The sequence below is a fragment of the Streptomyces sp. NPDC041968 genome, from assembly GCF_055589025.1.
This window is the reverse complement of sequence record NZ_JBVJCB010000008.1, coordinates 26,808-43,254: the sequence shown is the minus strand read 5'-3', so window position 1 is coordinate 43,254 and position 16,447 is coordinate 26,808. Positions and strand designations below refer to the sequence as shown.

Sequence of the window (16,447 nt, the reverse complement as noted above, 5' to 3'; positions counted from 1 at the left end):
TCACTCCTCACTCGCTGTAACGTCGATTGGGTGCGTACCGAACGGAAGCTCACCCGTCTGGACCGGGTGTTCGCGAGACTGGACCGGGAGCCGGAACGACCGGCGCTCCTGGACGTGCCGGAGATGAGCCGGCACAGGTTCGCGCTGTTCGCCGGAACCCTCGCGTTCTACGTCGCGATCGTGTGGGCCGTGCTGATCACCTCGTGGCTGGTCCGCCTCGACTGGCAGGTCATGTTCTTCCGGCCCTACCAGCAGTGGCCCGGCATCCACGCGTTCGTCGACTACTACGTGGTGCTGGGCCAGCGCGGCCCCACCGCGGTGATGGTCGCGGCCTGGCTGGGCTGGCGGTCCTGGCGGCAGCACACCCTGCGCCCGCTGATCGCGCTCGGCGTCTCCCTGCTCCTGCTGAACGTCACGGTCGGAGCCGCCAAGTACGGCATGGGACGGCTGGGGCCGCACTACGCGACCACGATCGGTTCGAACGAGATGTGGCTCGGCGGCGATATATTTCCGAGCGGTCACACCGCGAACGCCGTCGTGACCTGGGGCATCCTGGCCTACATGGCCTCGACGCCCAGGGCGCGGCGCTGGCTGTCGGCCCTGTCGGCGGTCACCTCGCTCGGGGTCGGCATGTCCACGGTCTACCTCGGTACGCACTGGCTCAGCGACGTCCTCCTCGGCTGGGCCGCGGGACTGCTGATCCTGCTGGCGCTGCCGTGGTTCGAGCCGCTGATCACCCGTACCGAGACCTGGATCCTCGGTCTGCGCGACCGCTGGTACGCCCGCCGTCCGGGAGGCGCGGGGCGGCCGGTCGGCCCGCCCGTGGTCGTCACCCCGCCCGCCTCCGTCCAGGAGAAGGCCCCGGCCCGCGAGCCGGTCGCCGCGCCCCGCACCCGGGCCCCGGCGTGCCTGGCCCCGGGCCCGCACACGGCCCGCTCGGACCGCACGCCGGTGACCCCGGCGGGCAGTCGCCGGCCGCCGCACGCCGACCGGCATCCGCGCAACACGGCCCCCGCCGCACGCCCGGTCTCGGGCGGCTGACCCGCCCGCGCCCGCGCCTCAGCCCTTCCAGGAGCGGGCCACGCGGCCGTCCTTCACCTCGAAGTTGAGGCGGCCCACGCGGTACTCCATGGTGATGATCGTCCCCGGTGCCAGTGACCGCACCGTCGACCACCCCCGCTCCCGGGCGAGCCGCTCGGCCGCGTCGGACGCGAGGCCGACATAGGTGTCCGGACTGTCCTGGGGTTCGGCCGGTGGTGTCGGAATCGGTGCCATGCCGCCACGCTAAGCCCTGCCCCCCGGACGGGGAAGCCCAGGCCGGTAAGAGGATCGCGGATGCCCCTCCGGTCACACTTCTGTCACAGGATCACGGACCGTGTTTTGACGGGACCGCGCCACTCGGAAGGATGGTTTCGGGACGGTTCCGTACTCCTTCCGCACGCCTTCCCGGCTCCTTCCGCAGTCGTGAAAGGTGAATTGCCGCGCGTCGCGCCACTCCGTCGAATAGACGCTCGGAAAAGACCCGCGGCGCACCCCGGCGTCCCGCCGCGGTCACGGCGCATTCCGGGTCCGCACGGCCCTGAACCCGCTTGCGGACAGCGGCCACCGGCACAGCGAACACATCTGTTTCTCACATGTTCTCCACACCCGCTCCGGTCCGCTCGGCCCGGGACAGGGCACGGGTGAGCCGGTCGCGTGCCGCCTCGATCGCCTCCGTCAGCCCGTCCGGCTCCAGCACCTCGAACTCGAAGCCCAGCAGCATGAGGTGCACCACCATGACGTCCAGGCTGCCGGCGCCGGTGCGCAGCAGGCAGCCGGCGGGCCCCTCCGGCTCCAGTACCCCGGCGGTGGGCGAGATCCGCTCGGCGGCCTCCTCGAGCGGGACCAGCAGCCGTACGAGCGCGTGAGTGGCGTACGCGCGCGTGGAGACGCCCTCCGAGACATAGGCCGCCAGGTCCTCGGCCGGCGGCTCGCGCGGGACGAAGCGGGGGCCGTGCGGCGGCCTGGGCCTGACACGGTCCACCCGGAAGGTGCGCCAGTCGGCCCGGTCGAGGTCGAAGGCGACCAGGTACCAGCGGCGCTCGGAGCACACCAGCCGGTACGGCTCCACGGTGCGGCGGCTGTCGGTTCCGTCGTGGCCCCGGTAGGCGAAGCGCAGCCGCTCCCCGTCACGGCACAGGTGGGCCAGTTCGGTCAGGACCGCCGGGTCGACGGGGGACGGCCCGGGCTCGCGCAGCATCGGCACGGTGTAGGCGTTGAGGGCGCCCACCCTGCGCCGCAGCCGGCTCGGCAGCACCTGCTCCAGCTTGGCGAGGGCGCGCACGGAGGTCTCCCCGATGCCCTCGACGCCCTGCCCCGCCGCCGTGCGCAGTCCGACGGCCACGGCGACCGCCTCGTCGTCGTCCAGCAAGAGCGGGGGCAGCTCGGCTCCCGCGCCCAGCTGGTAGCCGCCCCCGGTGCCGGGGCTGGCGTTGACGGGGTAGCCCAGCTCGCGCAGCCGGTCGACGTCCCGGCGCACCGTGCGCGCGGAGACGCCGAGCCGGTCGGCCAGGTCGGGGCCGGACCACTCGCGGTGGGCCTGGAGCAGGGAGAGCAGGCGCAGCAGCCGTGCCGAGGTCTCGAGCATGGCACCGAGTCTGCCGTCCGTCGCGGACAGGTGCGGTCCGCGATCCTCAGGGGGTCGGGTCGGTCAGGGCGGTGACGGACACCGACAGGTCGTTGTCCCGGGTGTAGAACGGCCCCGCCTGCACGGACCCGTGCGGCGTCCGCACGCGCGTGGGCGGACAGGCGGGGACCGGATGTTTGTCGGCGACGTCGTCCAGCAGCGTCGCGAGGCGCACGACCGGGCCGGACTCACCGGCGGGCCGCAGCCACAGGTCCCACGCGCCGGGCGCCAGCGCCTCGTAGGGCAGGGTGAAGCCGAAGTCCGCCCGGTCGGCCGCGACGTCCACCCGCAGTACGTCGCCCCCTCCGGTGCCGGGGCGGGGCCGCAGCTCGGCGTGAGCGCCGGGGGCGAGCCGTGTGCCGTACACCCGCCCGCGCACGCGCAGCCCGCCCTCCGTGGGGTGCAGCTCCCCCGCCTCCGCGTGCGGGGCGCGCAGCCAGGAGCGGACGGTGAGGTTGCCCTGCCGGTCGGCGTACGGGATGCGGACGGCGACGTGGCCGAGCAGTCCGCCGGGGGTGCGGTCGGCGAGCGGGCGCAGGTCGGTGACACCGGGCACCAGGCGCCGCGGCGCACCGTCGGACACGCGCGCGTAGGCGTCCCAGCGCCCCTCGGGCAGGGACACGCTGCTGGGCAGCGCGGCACGCAGCCGGCCCTCCGCGGCCGGGGCGAGCGGCAGCCCGACCTCGTCGCCGGCGGCGCCCGCGCCGCGGCGGCGCAGGACGAGGAGGGCCGCCCGGGGGTCCCCGTGCGCGGCGACGTCGAAGGTGAGGCCGCCCGCGGAGTCACCGACGCAGTCGGCACGAAGCGGAGCGGCCGGCGGGGCCGGGGGCGTCATGCGGTGCGGTTCCTCCCTGGGCTTCTCGTCGTCCGGTGAGACCCGGAACCCGGCCATTTGGTTGTTCGTGTCCGATTGCGATGTGGTCACGGCCACAGCACTTGCGGTCACCCGGTTCATTCACTGATTTCCTGATATGTCGACTGTCGAACGCCCTCGCCGACCTCACCCCCACCACCTCAACGCCCCAACGCGGCAGGGCATTTGGCCCTTCGGGAGCGTTCCGGTCCGTGCGGTGGCCGTCCGCGTCCGGCGGTTCGATTCCCTTGGCCATGGGCGTGACTCCGGCCACGGATCGCCCGTTGTCTCTGCATGAGCCGGGGACCGCCCGGACCACGGCCCGGGAGCCACCCGGTCCGGCCATGCACCGCATCCCGAGGGAGCCACCCGTGCCGCGCATGCTCGACGTCAGCGACGACGTACGCGCCGAGATCGGCGACGAAGAAGCCGACCGCCTGCTCGCCGGGGAATCCGCCCCCGGCAGCTACGACTGCACGTCCTGTCGCACCCCGGGCGACTGCGAGCAGGAGCGCACCAGCACCGTCCTCTTCATCGGCGAGGAGACGGCCGTGCTCGCCTTCGCGCACGCCGGCTGCCTGCCCTCCCAGGTCGTCAAGGTGACCGAGGAGCAGCTCCAGGGGGCGGTGCGCTCCATCAACGCCGACCACGCCCGCCCCGAGCCCCAGCGGGCCGCGCCCGAGCAAGCGGCGCCCGAGCAGGCCGTGCTCGGGGTCACCAGCGGACTGATCCTGATCGCCGGGGAGCTGCACCCGGCCCTGGTGGTGGAGCCGACCGCCCCCATCGCGCGGCCCGGCACGACGGGCCTCGGCGACGACTTCCTGCCGCTCCTCATCGAGCAGGGCTTCATGCCGGTCATCGAACTGACCACCGCGCCGGGCGTCCTGCACGGCTGGTCGGTCCTGCTCGCGATGGGCCAGCTGCACGCGGTGCTCCAGCCGGGGACGAACGGCGGCCGGCCGGTGGCCTGGTGGCAGGCGCACCAGCCCCTCCAGGTCACCGAGGGCTGGCGCACCGCGGCCAACAAGCACCAGCAGGTGCTGATGTTCGCGGCGCCCGTGGGATCGATCGGACGGCAGCCGCGCGAGGACCTGCTGCGGGACGCGCTGGACAAGGCGGCGGCGAACGGGCAGCTGGTGGCGGCCGCGCTGCCGCTGGCGGGGACCTGACCCCGACCCTCCGGACGCCGGACGGGCAGCGTCCGGGCCGCATCCCTTCCCGCGCGGTGTCGTTTGGACATACGTGTACGCATACGACGCCTTCCACCGCCAGGGTGGCCCTTCGGCCACACCGATCTACGACGCGCTCTACGCCGAGTACGTCCGGTCCTTCCGATCGCTGCCGGGCGATCGCAGCGGCGAGGAGGAGCTGGGGTTCACGTCGTTCAGGAGCATCCCGCGCAGCAGGGGCACGTACAGCGCCTACAGCGCGGGGGCCCACAGCGCCCGTGTCGGCCAGCAGTCGGTGTGGCAGCGCGTCGGAACGCACCACGTACCGGCCGCGCTGCCGCCGGCGCCGCGCAGAGGCGCCTGACCACCCCCGAGTGACGAGAGAGGGCGACCCCCGGCCGGGGGTCGCCCTCTCTCGTACTCACTCCTGACCGCTACTTCTTCTTCGCGCCGCGCTTCTCGCGCACCCGCACCGAGATGTGGATCGGCGTGCCCTCGAAGCCGAACTCCTCACGCAGCCGGCGCTCGATGAAGCGCCGGTAGCCCGCCTCGATGAAGCCGGAGGCGAAGAGCACGAACCGCGGGGGCTTGGTGCCCGCCTGGGTGCCGAACAGGATGCGGGGCTGCTTGCCGCCCCGGACCGGGTGCGGGTGGGCGGCGACCAGCTCGCCGAGGAAGGCGTTCAGCCGGCCCGTCGGGACGCGGGTCTCCCAGCCGGCCAGGGCCGTCTCGATCGCGGGGACCAGCTTCTCCATGTGCCGGCCGGTCTGCGCCGAGACGTTGACCCGAGGCGCCCACGCCACCTGGCCGAGCTCCGTCTCGATCTCCCGCTCCAGGTAGTAGCGGCGCTCCTCGTCGAGGGTGTCCCACTTGTTGTAGGCGACGACGACCGCGCGGCCCGCCTCCACGGCCATGGTGACGATCCGCTGGTCCTGGACCGAGATCGGCTCCGAGGCGTCGATGAGGATGACGGCGACCTCCGCCTTCTCCACGGCGGCGGCGGTGCGCAGCGAGGCGTAGTAGTCGGCGCCCTGCTGGAGGTGGACGCGCTTGCGGATGCCCGCCGTGTCGACGAACTTCCAGGTCACGCCGCCCAGCTCGATCAGCTCGTCGACGGGGTCGCGGGTGGTGCCGGCCAGCTCGTTGACGACGACGCGCTCCTCGCCGGCCACCTTGTTCAGCAGGGAGGACTTGCCGACGTTGGGCCGGCCGATCAGCGCGATGCGGCGCGGGCCGCCGACGGCGGTGCCGAAGGTCTGGGCCGGGGCCTCGGGGAGGGCCTCCAGGACCTTGTCCAGCATGTCGCCGGTGCCGCGGCCGTGCAGCGCGGAGACCGGGTGGGGCTCTCCGAGGCCCAGCGACCACAGGTAGGAGGCGTCGGCCTCGCCGCTCTGGCCGTCCACCTTGTTGGCGCACAGCACCACGGGCTTGCCGGCCTTGCGCAGCAGCCGGACGACCGCCTCGTCGGTGTCGGTGGCGCCGACCTTGGCGTCCACGACGAAGACGACCGCGTCGGCGGCCTCGATCGCGTACTCGGCCTGCGCGGCCACGGAGGCGTCGATGCCGAGGACGTCCTGCTCCCAGCCGCCGGTGTCGACGACCTTGAAGCGGCGGCCGGCCCATTCGGCCTCGTAGGTGACGCGGTCGCGGGTGACGCCGGGCTTGTCCTCGACGACGGCCTCGCGGCGGCCGATGATCCGGTTCACCAGGGTCGACTTGCCGACATTGGGGCGGCCCACGACGGCGAGGACGGGGAGCGGACCGTGCCCGGCCTCCTCGATCGCGCCCTCGACCTCGTCGACGTCGAAGCCCTCTACCGCGGCGAGCTCCATGAACTGCGCGTACTCGGCGTCGCCGAGCGCCCCGTGGTCGTGCTCCCCGCCCGAGCCCTCGGAGTGGATGTGGTCGTTCATGAAGTCCGTACCTCGTTCATCGTGGTGATCGGTGGAAAACCCCCAGTTCCGGGTGATCCACTACTCAAGTGTCGCCTAGCGCCCGGTGAGGCGCCTGGCGTTTTCCAGGTGCGCGGTGAGCTGCTTCTGGATGCGTTCGGTCGCCTCGTCCAGTGCCATGCGGGTGCGCCGCCCGCTGCCGTCGCCCGCGTCGAAGGGGTCGCCGAAGACGACGTCGATGCGCGAGCGCAGCGGAGGCAGCGCCTTTATCAGCCGTCCGGGGCGGTCGGAGCTGCCCAGCACCGCGATCGGGACGATCGGCGCGCCGCTGCGGACCGCGAAGTACGCGAGCCCGGCACGCAGCGCGGCGAAGTCGCCCTCGCCGCGGGTGCCCTCCGGGAAGATGCCGAGCACACCGCCGTTCTCCAGGACGCCCAGCGCCTGGGTGATGGCGGTGCGGTCGGCGGTCGAGCGGTCCACCTTCAGCTGCCCGATGCCGAGCAGGAAGAGGTCCAGCGGACCGATGAACGCTTCCTTCTTGATCAGGAAGTGCGTCGGCCGGGGTGCCACGCCCATGACCATCGGGCCGTCGACGTTGTGCGAGTGGTTGACGGCGTAGATCACCGGGCCGGTGGCGGGCACCCGCCAGGCGCCGAGCACCCGCGGCCGGAAGAGCCCGTACATCAGGCCGACGCCGATGCGTCGCCCGATCTCGGCGCCCTTCTCGGACGGGACGGAGGCTGCGGTCACTTCCCCGCCCGCTTCTCCTCGACGAGGGTGACGACGCACTCGATGACCTGCGCGAGGGTGAGGTCGGTGGTGTCGACCTCGACCGCGTCGTCGGCCTTCGCCAGCGGCGAGGTCTTGCGGCTGGAGTCGGCCGCGTCCCGCTTGATCAGGGCCTCGCGGGTGACGTTGACGTCGGCGCCCTTGAGTTCGCCGCTGCGGCGGGCGGCGCGGGCCTCCGCGGAGGCGGTGAGGAAGATCTTCAGGTCGGCGTCCGGCAGCACGGTCGTGCCGATGTCGCGGCCCTCGACGACGATGCCGAGCGGGGCGGCGGCGGCGATGGTCCGCTGCAGCTCGGTGATCCGGGTCCGCACCTCGGGGACGGCGCTGACCGCGCTGACCTTGGAGGTGACCTCCTGGGTGCGGATCGGGCCGGCCACGTCCGTGCCGTCGACCGTGATGGTCGGGGCGGCGGGGTCGGTGCCGGAGAGGATCTCGGGCTTGCCGGCCGCGGCGGCGATCGCGTGCGGGTCGTCGGTGTCGATGCCGTTGGTCACCATCCACCACGTGATCGCCCGGTACTGGGCGCCGGTGTCCAGGTAGCTCAGGCCGAGCTGGGCGGCGACGGCCTTCGACGTGCTCGACTTGCCCGTGCCGGAGGGGCCGTCGATGGCGACAATCACGGCCGGGGCGGTCGGGGCGGCGCCGTTTTCCACGAGGGGACACCTTCCTGGTGCGGTGCGGTGAGTGGTGTGCGGGACACGAATGCGCCCCGCACCAGGTTACTGGCTCCCCGGGACCCCTCCGACAGGCGCCCGATCCCCGGGGTCACTGCCGGATCGCCCAGCCCCGCTCCCTCAGGGCCGCCGTCAGCACCGGGGCGGTCTTCGGCTCGACCATCAGCTGGACCAGACCGGCCTGCTGCCCGGTGGCGTGCTCGATGCGAACGTCCTCGATGTTGACCCCGGCCCGTCCCGCGTCCGCGAAGATGCGGGCCAGCTGGCCGGGCTGGTCGTCGATGAGGACGGCCACCGTCTCGTAGAGCCGGGGGGCGCTGCCGTGCTTGCCCGGGACCCGCACCTGCCCCGCGTTGCCGCGCCGCAGCACCTCGGCGATGCCGGTGCCGCCCTCGCGGCGCTTGTCGTCGTCGGAGGACTGCAGGGCGCGCAGGGCCCGCACCGTCTCCTCCAGGTCGGCGGCGACGTCGGTGAGCAGGTCCGCGACCGGCCCGGGGTTGGCGGAGAGGATGTCGATCCACATCCGCGGGTCGGATGCGGCGATGCGGGTCACGTCGCGGATGCCCTGCCCGCACAGCCGTACGGCGGCCTCCTCGGCGTGCTCCAGGCGGGCGGCGACCATGCTGGACACCAGGTGCGGCATGTGGGAGACGAGGGCCACGGCGCGGTCGTGGGCGTCCGCGTCCATCACCACGGGCACCGCACGGCAGTGCGAGACCAGCTCCAGGGCGAGGTTCAGCACCTCGGTGTCGGTGTCCCGGGTCGGGGTCAGCACCCAGGGGCGGCCCTCGAAGAGGTCGGCGGTGGCGGCCAGCGGGCCGGACTTCTCCCGGCCGGACATGGGGTGCGTGCCGATGTAGGCGGAGAGGTCCAGGCGTCGTTCCTCCAGCTCGCGCCGGGGGCCGCCCTTGACGCTGGCCACGTCGATGTAGCCGCGGGCGACGCCGCGGGCCATGGCGTCGGCGAGGACGTCGGCCACCAGGGCGGGCGGAGCGGCGACGATCGCGAGGTCCACGGGTCGGCTCGGCGCCGCGTCGGTGCCGGCGCCCAGGGAGGCGGCCGTCCGGGCCTGCTCGGGGTCGTGGTCGCTGAGGTGCACCGTGACGCCCCGCTGGGAGAGGGCGAGGGCGGCGGAGGTGCCGATGAGGCCGGTGCCGATGACGAGTGCGGTTCTCACTGGGCGATGTCCTTGCGCAGGGCCGCGGCGGCGCCGAGGTAGACGTGGGTGATCTCGGCACGGGGCCGGTCCGACTCGACGTGCGCGAGGATCCGGACGACCCGGGGCATGGCGCCCTCGATGTCCAGCTCCTGGGCGCAGATCAGCGGGACGTCGGTGATGCCGAGCTTGCGGGCGGCGGCGGCCGGGAAGTCGCTGTGCAGGTCGGGGGTGGCCGTGAACCAGATGCTGATCAGATCGTCGCCGGTCAGGTCGTTGCGCTCCATGACCGCGGTCAGCAGGGCCGCGACCTGCTCGTCCATGTGTCCGGCTTCGTCCCGCTCCAGTTGGACGGCGCCCCGGACCGCTCGTACCGCCACGGCGATGCTCCTTGCTGACGTGCGTATCGGTTTGTGGTCCGTCCAGCGTAGTCAGCCCGCCGCGTACCGGCCCGGGGCGCCCGTCTCCTGAGACGCTGACCGCGGCCGGAACGTCCACCGCATCCCCTTCGGAGTGACCCCGTGAACCACAGCCCGACGCGTCGTACGGCACTCCTCTCGGCGGGCGCGGCGGCGCTCGCGGTCGGCTGCGGCGAGGACGGCGGCGGCTCCTCCGAGGCGGGGACCTCTCCGGGGCGGGAACTGGCGTCGACGAACGACATCCCGGTGGGCGGCGGCAAGGTCTTCGCGGCCGAGAAGGTCGTGGTGACCCAGCCGGAGCCGGGCGACTTCAAGGCCTTCTCGGCGGTCTGCACACACCAGGGCTGCATCGTGTCGGAGGTGCGCGACGGCACCATCGACTGCGCCTGCCACAACAGCCGGTTCAGCGTCACCGACGGCGCGGTGGAACAGGGCCCGGCGACCGAACCCCTGCCCGCGAAAGAGATCACGGTGGAGGGAAATGCGGTCCGCCTGGCGTGAGGCCCCCGCGTACGCTCCCCCGCATGCGCCCCGAGACCCTGGTACGCGACCACACCATCTATGCCTGTGTCATGGGCTCGCGCGCCTTCGGCCTGGCGACGGAGGAGAGCGACACCGACCGCCGGGGCGTGTACCTCACGCCCCCCCTGTTCTGGCGCTTCGACAAGCCGCCGACGCACGTGGAGGGACCGGCCGAGGAGCAGTTCAGCTGGGAGCTGGAGCGCTTCTGCGAGCTGGCGCTGCGCGCGAACCCCAACATCCTGGAGTGCCTGCACTCCCCGCTCGTGGAGCACGTCGACGACACCGGTCGCGAGCTGCTCGCCCTGCGCGACGCGTTCCTCTCCCGCCGGGTCCACGAGACGTTCACCAGGTACGCCCACGGCCAGCGCCGCAAGCTGGACGCCGACGTGAGCACCCACGGCGCCCCGCGCTGGAAGCACGCGATGCACCTGCTGCGGCTGCTGACGTCCGCCCGCGACCTGCTGCGCACCGGCACCCTGACGATCGACGTCGGCGACCACCGGGAGGCGCTGCTCGCGGTGAAGCGCGGCGAGGTGCCTTGGCCGGAGGTCGAGTCCCGGATGGCCCGGTTGGCGCGGGAGGGCGAGGAGGCGGCCCGGCGCAGCCCGCTGCCCGAGGAGCCGGACCGGCGCCGCGTCGAGGACTTCCTCGTCCGCGTCCGCCGCGCCTCAGCCCTCCAGCCGGACCCGTACGACGAAGTCGTGCAGGGCGTCGTACGCGGTGGCGGCGTCGGGCAGGTCTGATGCCGCCTCGGCCTCGTCCAGGACCCCGTGCAGCCTCTCCACGTCGGCCCGCACGCGCGCGTGGGCGACACCGGCGTCCCCGTGCTCGCGTTCGGCCTTGGCGGCGATCAGCTCGGGCAGGTAGCCCGGGGCGGCGTCGACCTCCCCGAGGAGCGTGGGAAGGCGCGGCTGCACCTCGCCGGCCCGCATCAGGTGGATGCCCGTGAGCAGCGCCCGGAAGGTGTAGAGCAGCGGCTTCAGCTCGCCGGTCTTCTCGAACAGCCGCCACTGGGTGCCCGCGAACCCCCGGTAGTGGTGGGCGTGGTGGCTGGTGAGGACGCCCGGCGCGAGCGCGGCCAGCTCCCGGTGGGCGTCGGTGGTGTGCACGACCAGCGGGGAGAGCAGCTGCTCCAGCACGTAGCCGTTGCGCCGCAGCATCAGCCGCACGAACTTGCGCAGGTCGTGCGTGACCAGGTCCATCTCGACGCCGTCCCGGTCCCACATCCGCATGGGGGTCCCCCCATGCCGTTCAGGCTATGGGGGAGGGTCTCCTCGGGCTCGCGCAGGCCGACCAGGTCGGCGGCGGGCAGCAGGTGGACACCTCGCAGGTCCACGTCCGAGTCGCGGGACGGGAAGCCGTAGAGGTGGGCGCCGGAGACGGTGGCGAACAGCACCGGGAAGGGCTGTTCGGCCACCACCGGGGCCAGGTCGATGTCGAGAGCGTCGATCATGCGCTCAAGCGTCCCAGAGCGCTCCGAGGGCCAGCAGGTCGGTCCGGTACTCGATGCGGTCGGCCCACTCGGCCGGCCAGGCGTCCGCGCCCAGGTACGCGCCCGCGAAGGCGCCCGCGAGGCAGGCGATGGAGTCGGAGTCGCCCGAGGTGCAGGCGGCGCGGCGCAGGGCGGTCAGCGGCTCGTCGACGAAGAGCAGGAAGCAGAGCAGCCCGGCCGCCATGGCCTCCTCGGCGATCCAGCCCTCTCCGACGGCGAGGCACGGGTCGGTCTCCGGCGAGACGGTGCGCACCGCCCGCTGCAGCCGGTCGAGTATGGCCAGGCACTCGTCCCAGCCACGGGCGATGAAGTGCTCCGGCGTGGGGTCCTGGGCGCGGGTCCACAGGTCGCCGAGCCAGCGCTCGTGGTAGCGGGTGCGGTTGTCGTAGGCGTACGACCGCAGCAGCCCGACCAGTCCGGTCGGCTCGGCTCCCTGGGCGAGCAGCCGTACGGCGTGCGCGGTGAGGTCGGAGGCGGCGAGCGCGGTGGGGTGCCCGTGGGTGAGCGCGGACTGCAACTGGGCGGCGCCCGCGCGCTGTTCGTCGCTGAGGCCCGGGACGAGCCCGACCGGTGCGACGCGCATGTTGGCGCCGCAGCCCTTGGAGTGGATCTGGGAGGCGTCCTGCCAGGGGCGGTCCGGTCGTTCCAGCAGCTCGCAGGCCCGGAGGCAGGTATGGCCCGGGGCCCGGTTGTTCTCCGGTGAGCGGTTCCAGGCGATGAACTCCTGTCGTACGGGACCCGCCATCCCCGCGGGCGCGAGGACACCCCGGTCCATGGCCGTCCGCAACCCCTTCCCCAGCGCCAGCGTCATCTGGGTGTCGTCGGTGACGATCGCCGGCCGGGGCAGTGCCATCTCCCGCCAGGGGCCGCACTTGGTGAGGATCGACGGGACGTCGTTGAACTCGGTGGGGAAGCCCAGCGCGTCCCCGAGGGCGAGCCCGGTGAGCGCCCCGGTGGCGGCGCGCTTGGTGACGGTGGTCGTGGTCATGCGGGGCGTCCTTCCCGAGGGGTGCGGAGCAGCGGTGGGTGCAGGGCGGTGGCCGGACCGGCGCGGTAGACGGCGGCGGGCTTGCCGCGGCCTCCGGTCAGACGGGCGGCGCCCGGGACGGGCTCGACGAAGCCCGGGGTGGCGAGGACCTTGCGGCGGAAGTTCGGCCGGTCCAGGGCGGTGCCCCACACCGTCTCGTAGACCCGCTGGAGCTCGCCGAGCGTGAACTCGGGCGGGCAGAAGGCGGTGGCCAGGCAGGTGTACTCCAGCTTGGCGCCGACCCGGTCCCGGGCGTCGGCGAGGATCCGGCCGTGGTCGAAGGCGAGCTCCACGGCCGCGTCGTACGGCACCCAGCGGGCCTCGGCCGCGTCACCCCCGCCGTGCGGTTCGGGAGGATCCGGCAGCAGCGCGGCGAAGGCCACGGACACGACCCGCATGCGCGGGTCGCGGTCGGGCTCGCTGTAGGTGCGCAGCTGTTCCAGGTGCAGTCCGGTGACGTCCGCCAGACCGGTCTCCTCGGCCAGCTCCCGCCGGGCCGCCGTCTCCGCCGACTCCTCGGGCAGCAGGAAGCCGCCGGGCAGGGCCCAGCGGCCGGCGTACGGCTCCTGCCCCCGCTCGACCAGCAGCACGTGCAGCGCGCCCGCGCGGAGCGTGAGGACGGCCAGATCGACGGTGACGGCGAAGGGCTCGAAGGCGTACTTGTCGTAGCCGTGCACGAACACCCACCCCCTTAATAGTCAGTACGACTATAAAGACGGTGGGTGCCCGGAAACAACCCCTAGAGTTCGACCTCCTGCATCAGCATCCCGACCTCCGTGTTGGACAGCCGGCGCAGCCAGCCCGACTTCTGGTCGCCCAGCGTGATCGGACCGAAGGAGGTGCGCACCAGCTTGTCGACGGGGAAGCCCGCCTCCGCGAGCATCCGGCGGACGATGTGCTTGCGGCCCTCGTGGAGGGTGACCTCGACCAGGTAGTTCTTGCCGGTCTGCTCCACGACCCGGAAGTGGTCGGCGCGCGCGTACCCGTCCTCCAGCTGGATGCCGTCCTTGAGGCGCTTGCCGAGGTCGCGCGGGATCGGGCCCACGATGTGCGCGAGGTAGGTCTTCTTCACGCCGTACCGCGGGTGGGTCAGGCGGTGCGCCAGCTCGCCGTGGTTGGTGAGCAGGATGACGCCCTCGGTCTCGGTGTCGAGCCGGCCGACGTGGAAGAGCCGGGTCTCGCGGTTGGTGACGTAGTCACCGAGGCACTGCCGGCCGTCCGGGTCCTCCATGGTGGAGACGACGCCGGCGGGCTTGTTGAGCGAGAAGAACTGGTACGACTGCGTGGCGACGGTCAGGCCGTCGACCTTGACCTCGTCCTTCTCCGGGTCGACCCGCTTGCCCTGCTCCAGGACGATCTCGCCGTTGACCTCGACGCGGGCCTGCTCGATCAGCTCCTCGCAGGAGCGCCGGGAGCCGAAGCCCGCGCGCGCGAGGACCTTCTGGAGCCGCTCGCCCTCCTGCTCGGCGCCGGGGAAGGTCTTGGGGAGCTTGACGTCCTTCCTGCCCGCGTACCGCTCCCGGTTGCGCTCCTCGGCCCGCGCCTCGTACTCGCGGGACGTGGCCGGGACCGAGCGTCCCCGCTGGAGGGGCTTCTTCGGACCGCCCTTGGCGCCACCGCGGGCCGCGGGACCGCGGCCCGACTTCGGACCGTCCTGGGTGGCGCCGGGACCCACGTCGTAGCGCCGCTCCTCGGGGCGCGGCCTCTTCGGACGGCCGCCCTGCTTGTCGTCGCGGTTGCCGCCGGCGCCGCGGGGATTACCGCGGCCACCACTGCTCCCGCCGCGGCCGCCGCTGTTGCCACCACGGCTCCCGCCGTTGTTTCCGCTGCTGTTCCTGCCGCTGCTGCTTCGCATCAAAGTTCCGTCTTGTCGTCTGCGTCCTCGGAATCCGGAGCGTCCGGATCGAACGACGGGACCCCTTCCAGCGTCTCTGCCTCGATCGCCGCAGCCTCCGGGAGGAACGGCGCGAGCTCCGGGAGTTCGTCCAGGCCGCGCAGGCCCATCCGCTCCAGGAAGTAGTTCGTCGTCACGTACAGGATCGCACCTGTTTCGGGTTCCGTGCCCGCCTCCCCGACCAGACCCCGTTGGAGGAGGGTGCGCATCACACCGTCGCAGTTCACGCCGCGCACGGCGGAGACCCGGCTGCGGCTGACCGGCTGGCGGTAGGCGACCACGGCCAGGGTCTCCAGGGCGGCCTGGGTGAGGCGGGCGTGCTGGCCGTCCAGGGCGAAGCCCTCGACGGCCGCGGCGTACTCGGGGCGGCTGTAGAAGCGCCAGCCGCCCGCGACGACCCTGAGCTCGAAGCCCCGGCCCTGGACGGTGTACTCGTCGGCCAGCTCGCGGAGCGCGTCCGCGATCTGTCGCCGCGGCCGCTGCAGTATCCGGGCGAGGTGCTCCTCGGTGGCGGGCTCGTCCACGACCATGAGGACGGCTTCCAGGGCGGGCTTGAGTGCGAGGCCGGCGACGGCCTCCGGCCCGCCCGGGGCCTTGGTGGTCTCGTCGCTCACGCCTTCCGCTCCTCCTCGGCCTCCTGCGGCCGGTCGAACTCGTCGGTCACCACCGGTTCGGCGTCCCCGTCCCCGCCGGTCCAGCGGACCAGCAGGTCGCCGAGCGCGGTCTCCTGGTCCAGGGCGACGGCCTTCTCCCGGTACAGCTCCAGCAGGGCGAGGAAGCGGGCCACGACCGTCAGGGTGTCGTCGGTGTCCTCGACCAGCACCCGGAAGCTGGTCTCGCCCAGCTCCCGCAGCCGGGCGACGACGATCCCGGCCTGTTCCTGGACGCTGACCAGGGGCGCGTGGATGTGCTCGACGTACACCTGCGGCCTGGGCCTGGGCTGCATCGCCTTCACGGCGAGCTTGGCGAAGCCCTCCGGTCCGATGCTGATGACGACCTCGGGCAGCAGCTCGGCGTGGTGGGGCTCCAGGCCGACGGTGCGGGGGTAGCGGCGGGCCTCGGCCTCCAGCCGCTCGTTGAAGATCTCCGCGATCTGCTTGTACGCGCGGTACTGGAGCAGCCTCGCGAAGAGCAGGTCACGGGCTTCCAGCAACGCCAGGTCGGCCTCGTCCTCGACCTCGGCGGCGGGCAGCAGCCGGGCCGCCTTGAGGTCGAGCAGGGTGGCCGCGACCACCAGGAACTCGGTGGTCTCGTCGAGGTCCCAGTCGGGTCCCCGTGCGCGGATGTGCGCCATGAACTCGTCGGTCACCTTGGAGAGCGCGACCTCGGTGACGTCCATCTTGTGCTTGGAGATCAACTGGAGGAGCAGGTCGAAGGGGCCCTCGAAGTTGGCGAGCCGCACGGTGAAGACGCCGTCGCCCTCACCCGTCTCGTTCTCCGCGAGGGCGGTGGGCGCCTCGCCCGGCGCCGCTCCGGACGCGGTCCCGCTCCCGGGCGCCGCCTCGCTCACGGGCGGCTCCTCGGCCGGTCCGGCGAGGCTCACGGGGCTCACGGGGCGGTACCCCGACCCGACGGCCTCCGACGCGACGCCCGGCGCCTGCGCAGCGCGGTGGGTGACGACCGGCGCCGACGGGGCCACCGGTCCGCGGGCCTCCCGGGCGGGGTCCTCGGGAGGCGTGCTCGTCGGCCGGTCCTCCGCTGCCGGAACCGCTTCCTCCGCCCCGGCGGGGGCGGGCGTTCCGGAGCCCGGAGGCACCTCGTCGGGCGCCACGGGGGGCGGCGGGGCCGACGCGGCCGTCCGGGGCTCCCCCGGACCCGTCCCCAGCGCACGCCGACGGCCGGCGCGGGCATCGGGGCGGGGGGCGTCGTTCGAGGTCATGGCCCCCGCAGGCTAC

General features: G+C 73.2%; 18 protein-coding genes and 1 pseudogene. 5 read left to right on the top strand and 14 right to left on the bottom strand.

Annotated features, from left to right (window positions below):
• Nucleotides 1-30 precede the first annotated feature (30 nt).
• Entirely contained in the window at nt 31-1,041 is a 1,011-nt protein-coding gene (locus ACZ6EG_RS20230) for a phosphatase PAP2 family protein (RefSeq protein WP_469606287.1), read from the top strand.
• 18 nt (nt 1,042-1,059) lie between these two features.
• On the opposite strand, the gene ACZ6EG_RS20225 is transcribed toward ACZ6EG_RS20230, so the two are convergent.
• From ACZ6EG_RS20225 to ACZ6EG_RS20215, 3 genes are all read right to left on the bottom strand, one after another.
• Complete coding sequence (locus ACZ6EG_RS20225; RefSeq protein ID WP_383648534.1) at nt 1,060-1,275, bottom strand: I78 family peptidase inhibitor; 216 nt, start codon at nt 1,273-1,275, stop codon at nt 1,060-1,062.
• A 355-nt stretch (nt 1,276-1,630) separates the two neighbouring features.
• On the bottom strand, nt 1,631-2,626 hold the full coding sequence (locus ACZ6EG_RS20220) for a helix-turn-helix transcriptional regulator (protein WP_469606283.1): 996 nt from the start codon (nt 2,624-2,626) through the stop codon (nt 1,631-1,633).
• Between the two features lie 46 nt (nt 2,627-2,672).
• Nucleotides 2,673-3,500 (bottom strand): hypothetical protein, encoded by an 828-nt coding sequence (locus ACZ6EG_RS20215; RefSeq protein WP_469606751.1) that lies wholly within the window; start codon nt 3,498-3,500, stop codon nt 2,673-2,675.
• A 389-nt stretch (nt 3,501-3,889) separates the two neighbouring features.
• On the opposite strand from ACZ6EG_RS20215, the gene ACZ6EG_RS20210 reads away from it, so the two are divergent.
• Nucleotides 3,890-4,687 carry a hypothetical protein gene (locus ACZ6EG_RS20210; protein WP_356606128.1) on the top strand — a complete coding sequence of 266 codons (798 nt, stop codon included), beginning with the start codon at nt 3,890-3,892 and terminating at the stop codon, nt 4,685-4,687.
• Between the two features lie 73 nt (nt 4,688-4,760).
• The gene (locus ACZ6EG_RS20205) at nt 4,761-5,051 is read left to right on the top strand and encodes a hypothetical protein (RefSeq protein WP_053128507.1); all 291 of its coding nucleotides are present in this window, start codon (nt 4,761-4,763) and stop codon (nt 5,049-5,051) included.
• Nucleotides 5,052-5,121: 70 nt separating this feature from the next.
• Here the strand turns inward: ACZ6EG_RS20205 and der are convergent, their stop codons facing one another.
• From der to aroH, 5 genes are all read right to left on the bottom strand, one after another.
• Nucleotides 5,122-6,600: a ribosome biogenesis GTPase Der gene (der, locus tag ACZ6EG_RS20200; protein WP_391970158.1), complete on the bottom strand. Its 1,479-nt coding sequence runs from the start codon at nt 6,598-6,600 to the stop codon at nt 5,122-5,124.
• A 75-nt stretch (nt 6,601-6,675) separates the two neighbouring features.
• Nucleotides 6,676-7,263: a lysophospholipid acyltransferase family protein gene (locus ACZ6EG_RS20195; RefSeq protein ID WP_469606749.1), complete on the bottom strand. Its 588-nt coding sequence runs from the start codon at nt 7,261-7,263 to the stop codon at nt 6,676-6,678.
• 62 nt (nt 7,264-7,325) lie between these two features.
• Nucleotides 7,326-8,021 (bottom strand): (d)CMP kinase, encoded by a 696-nt coding sequence (gene cmk / locus ACZ6EG_RS20190; protein ID WP_391970157.1) that lies wholly within the window; start codon nt 8,019-8,021, stop codon nt 7,326-7,328.
• Between the two features lie 112 nt (nt 8,022-8,133).
• A complete protein-coding gene (locus ACZ6EG_RS20185; protein ID WP_469606277.1) occupies nt 8,134-9,219 on the bottom strand; it encodes a prephenate dehydrogenase in 1,086 nt (361 codons plus the stop codon).
• Nucleotides 9,216-9,578, bottom strand: coding sequence for a chorismate mutase (gene aroH, locus ACZ6EG_RS20180; protein WP_356606139.1), 363 nt, complete (start codon nt 9,576-9,578; stop codon nt 9,216-9,218). The genes ACZ6EG_RS20185 and aroH overlap by 4 nt, the downstream gene beginning before the upstream one ends.
• 141 nt (nt 9,579-9,719) lie before the next feature.
• Here aroH and ACZ6EG_RS20175 point away from each other — a divergent pair, with 141 nt between their 5' ends.
• Both ACZ6EG_RS20175 and ACZ6EG_RS20170 read left to right on the top strand, forming a co-directional pair.
• The gene (locus tag ACZ6EG_RS20175; RefSeq protein ID WP_391970155.1) at nt 9,720-10,118 is read left to right on the top strand and encodes a Rieske (2Fe-2S) protein; all 399 of its coding nucleotides are present in this window, start codon (nt 9,720-9,722) and stop codon (nt 10,116-10,118) included.
• A 23-nt stretch (nt 10,119-10,141) separates the two neighbouring features.
• Entirely contained in the window at nt 10,142-10,882 is a 741-nt protein-coding gene (locus tag ACZ6EG_RS20170) for a nucleotidyltransferase domain-containing protein (protein WP_469606272.1), read from the top strand.
• Here the strand turns inward: ACZ6EG_RS20170 and ACZ6EG_RS20165 are convergent.
• The 6 genes and pseudogenes from ACZ6EG_RS20165 to ACZ6EG_RS20140 form a co-directional block, all read right to left on the bottom strand.
• Nucleotides 10,808-11,592: pseudogene (locus ACZ6EG_RS20165) on the bottom strand (nucleotidyltransferase domain-containing protein). The gene ACZ6EG_RS20170 and the pseudogene ACZ6EG_RS20165 sit on opposite strands and share 75 nt — an antisense overlap.
• 4 nt (nt 11,593-11,596) lie before the next feature.
• Nucleotides 11,597-12,619, bottom strand: a complete 1,023-nt coding sequence (locus ACZ6EG_RS20160; RefSeq protein WP_469606269.1) for an ADP-ribosylglycohydrolase family protein — start codon at nt 12,617-12,619, stop codon at nt 11,597-11,599.
• On the bottom strand, nt 12,616-13,335 hold the full coding sequence (locus tag ACZ6EG_RS20155) for an NUDIX hydrolase (RefSeq protein ID WP_391970403.1): 720 nt from the start codon (nt 13,333-13,335) through the stop codon (nt 12,616-12,618). The genes ACZ6EG_RS20160 and ACZ6EG_RS20155 overlap by 4 nt, the downstream gene beginning before the upstream one ends.
• Nucleotides 13,336-13,397: 62 nt before the next feature.
• Nucleotides 13,398-14,513 (bottom strand): pseudouridine synthase, encoded by a 1,116-nt coding sequence (locus tag ACZ6EG_RS20150; RefSeq protein WP_391970153.1) that lies wholly within the window; start codon nt 14,511-14,513, stop codon nt 13,398-13,400.
• The gene (gene scpB, locus ACZ6EG_RS20145; RefSeq protein WP_469606264.1) at nt 14,513-15,166 is read right to left on the bottom strand and encodes an SMC-Scp complex subunit ScpB; all 654 of its coding nucleotides are present in this window, start codon (nt 15,164-15,166) and stop codon (nt 14,513-14,515) included. The genes ACZ6EG_RS20150 and scpB overlap by 1 nt, the downstream gene beginning before the upstream one ends.
• Entirely contained in the window at nt 15,163-16,431 is a 1,269-nt protein-coding gene (locus ACZ6EG_RS20140; RefSeq protein ID WP_469606261.1) for a segregation and condensation protein A, read from the bottom strand. The genes scpB and ACZ6EG_RS20140 overlap by 4 nt, the downstream gene beginning before the upstream one ends.
• Nucleotides 16,432-16,447: the final 16 nt, after the last annotated feature.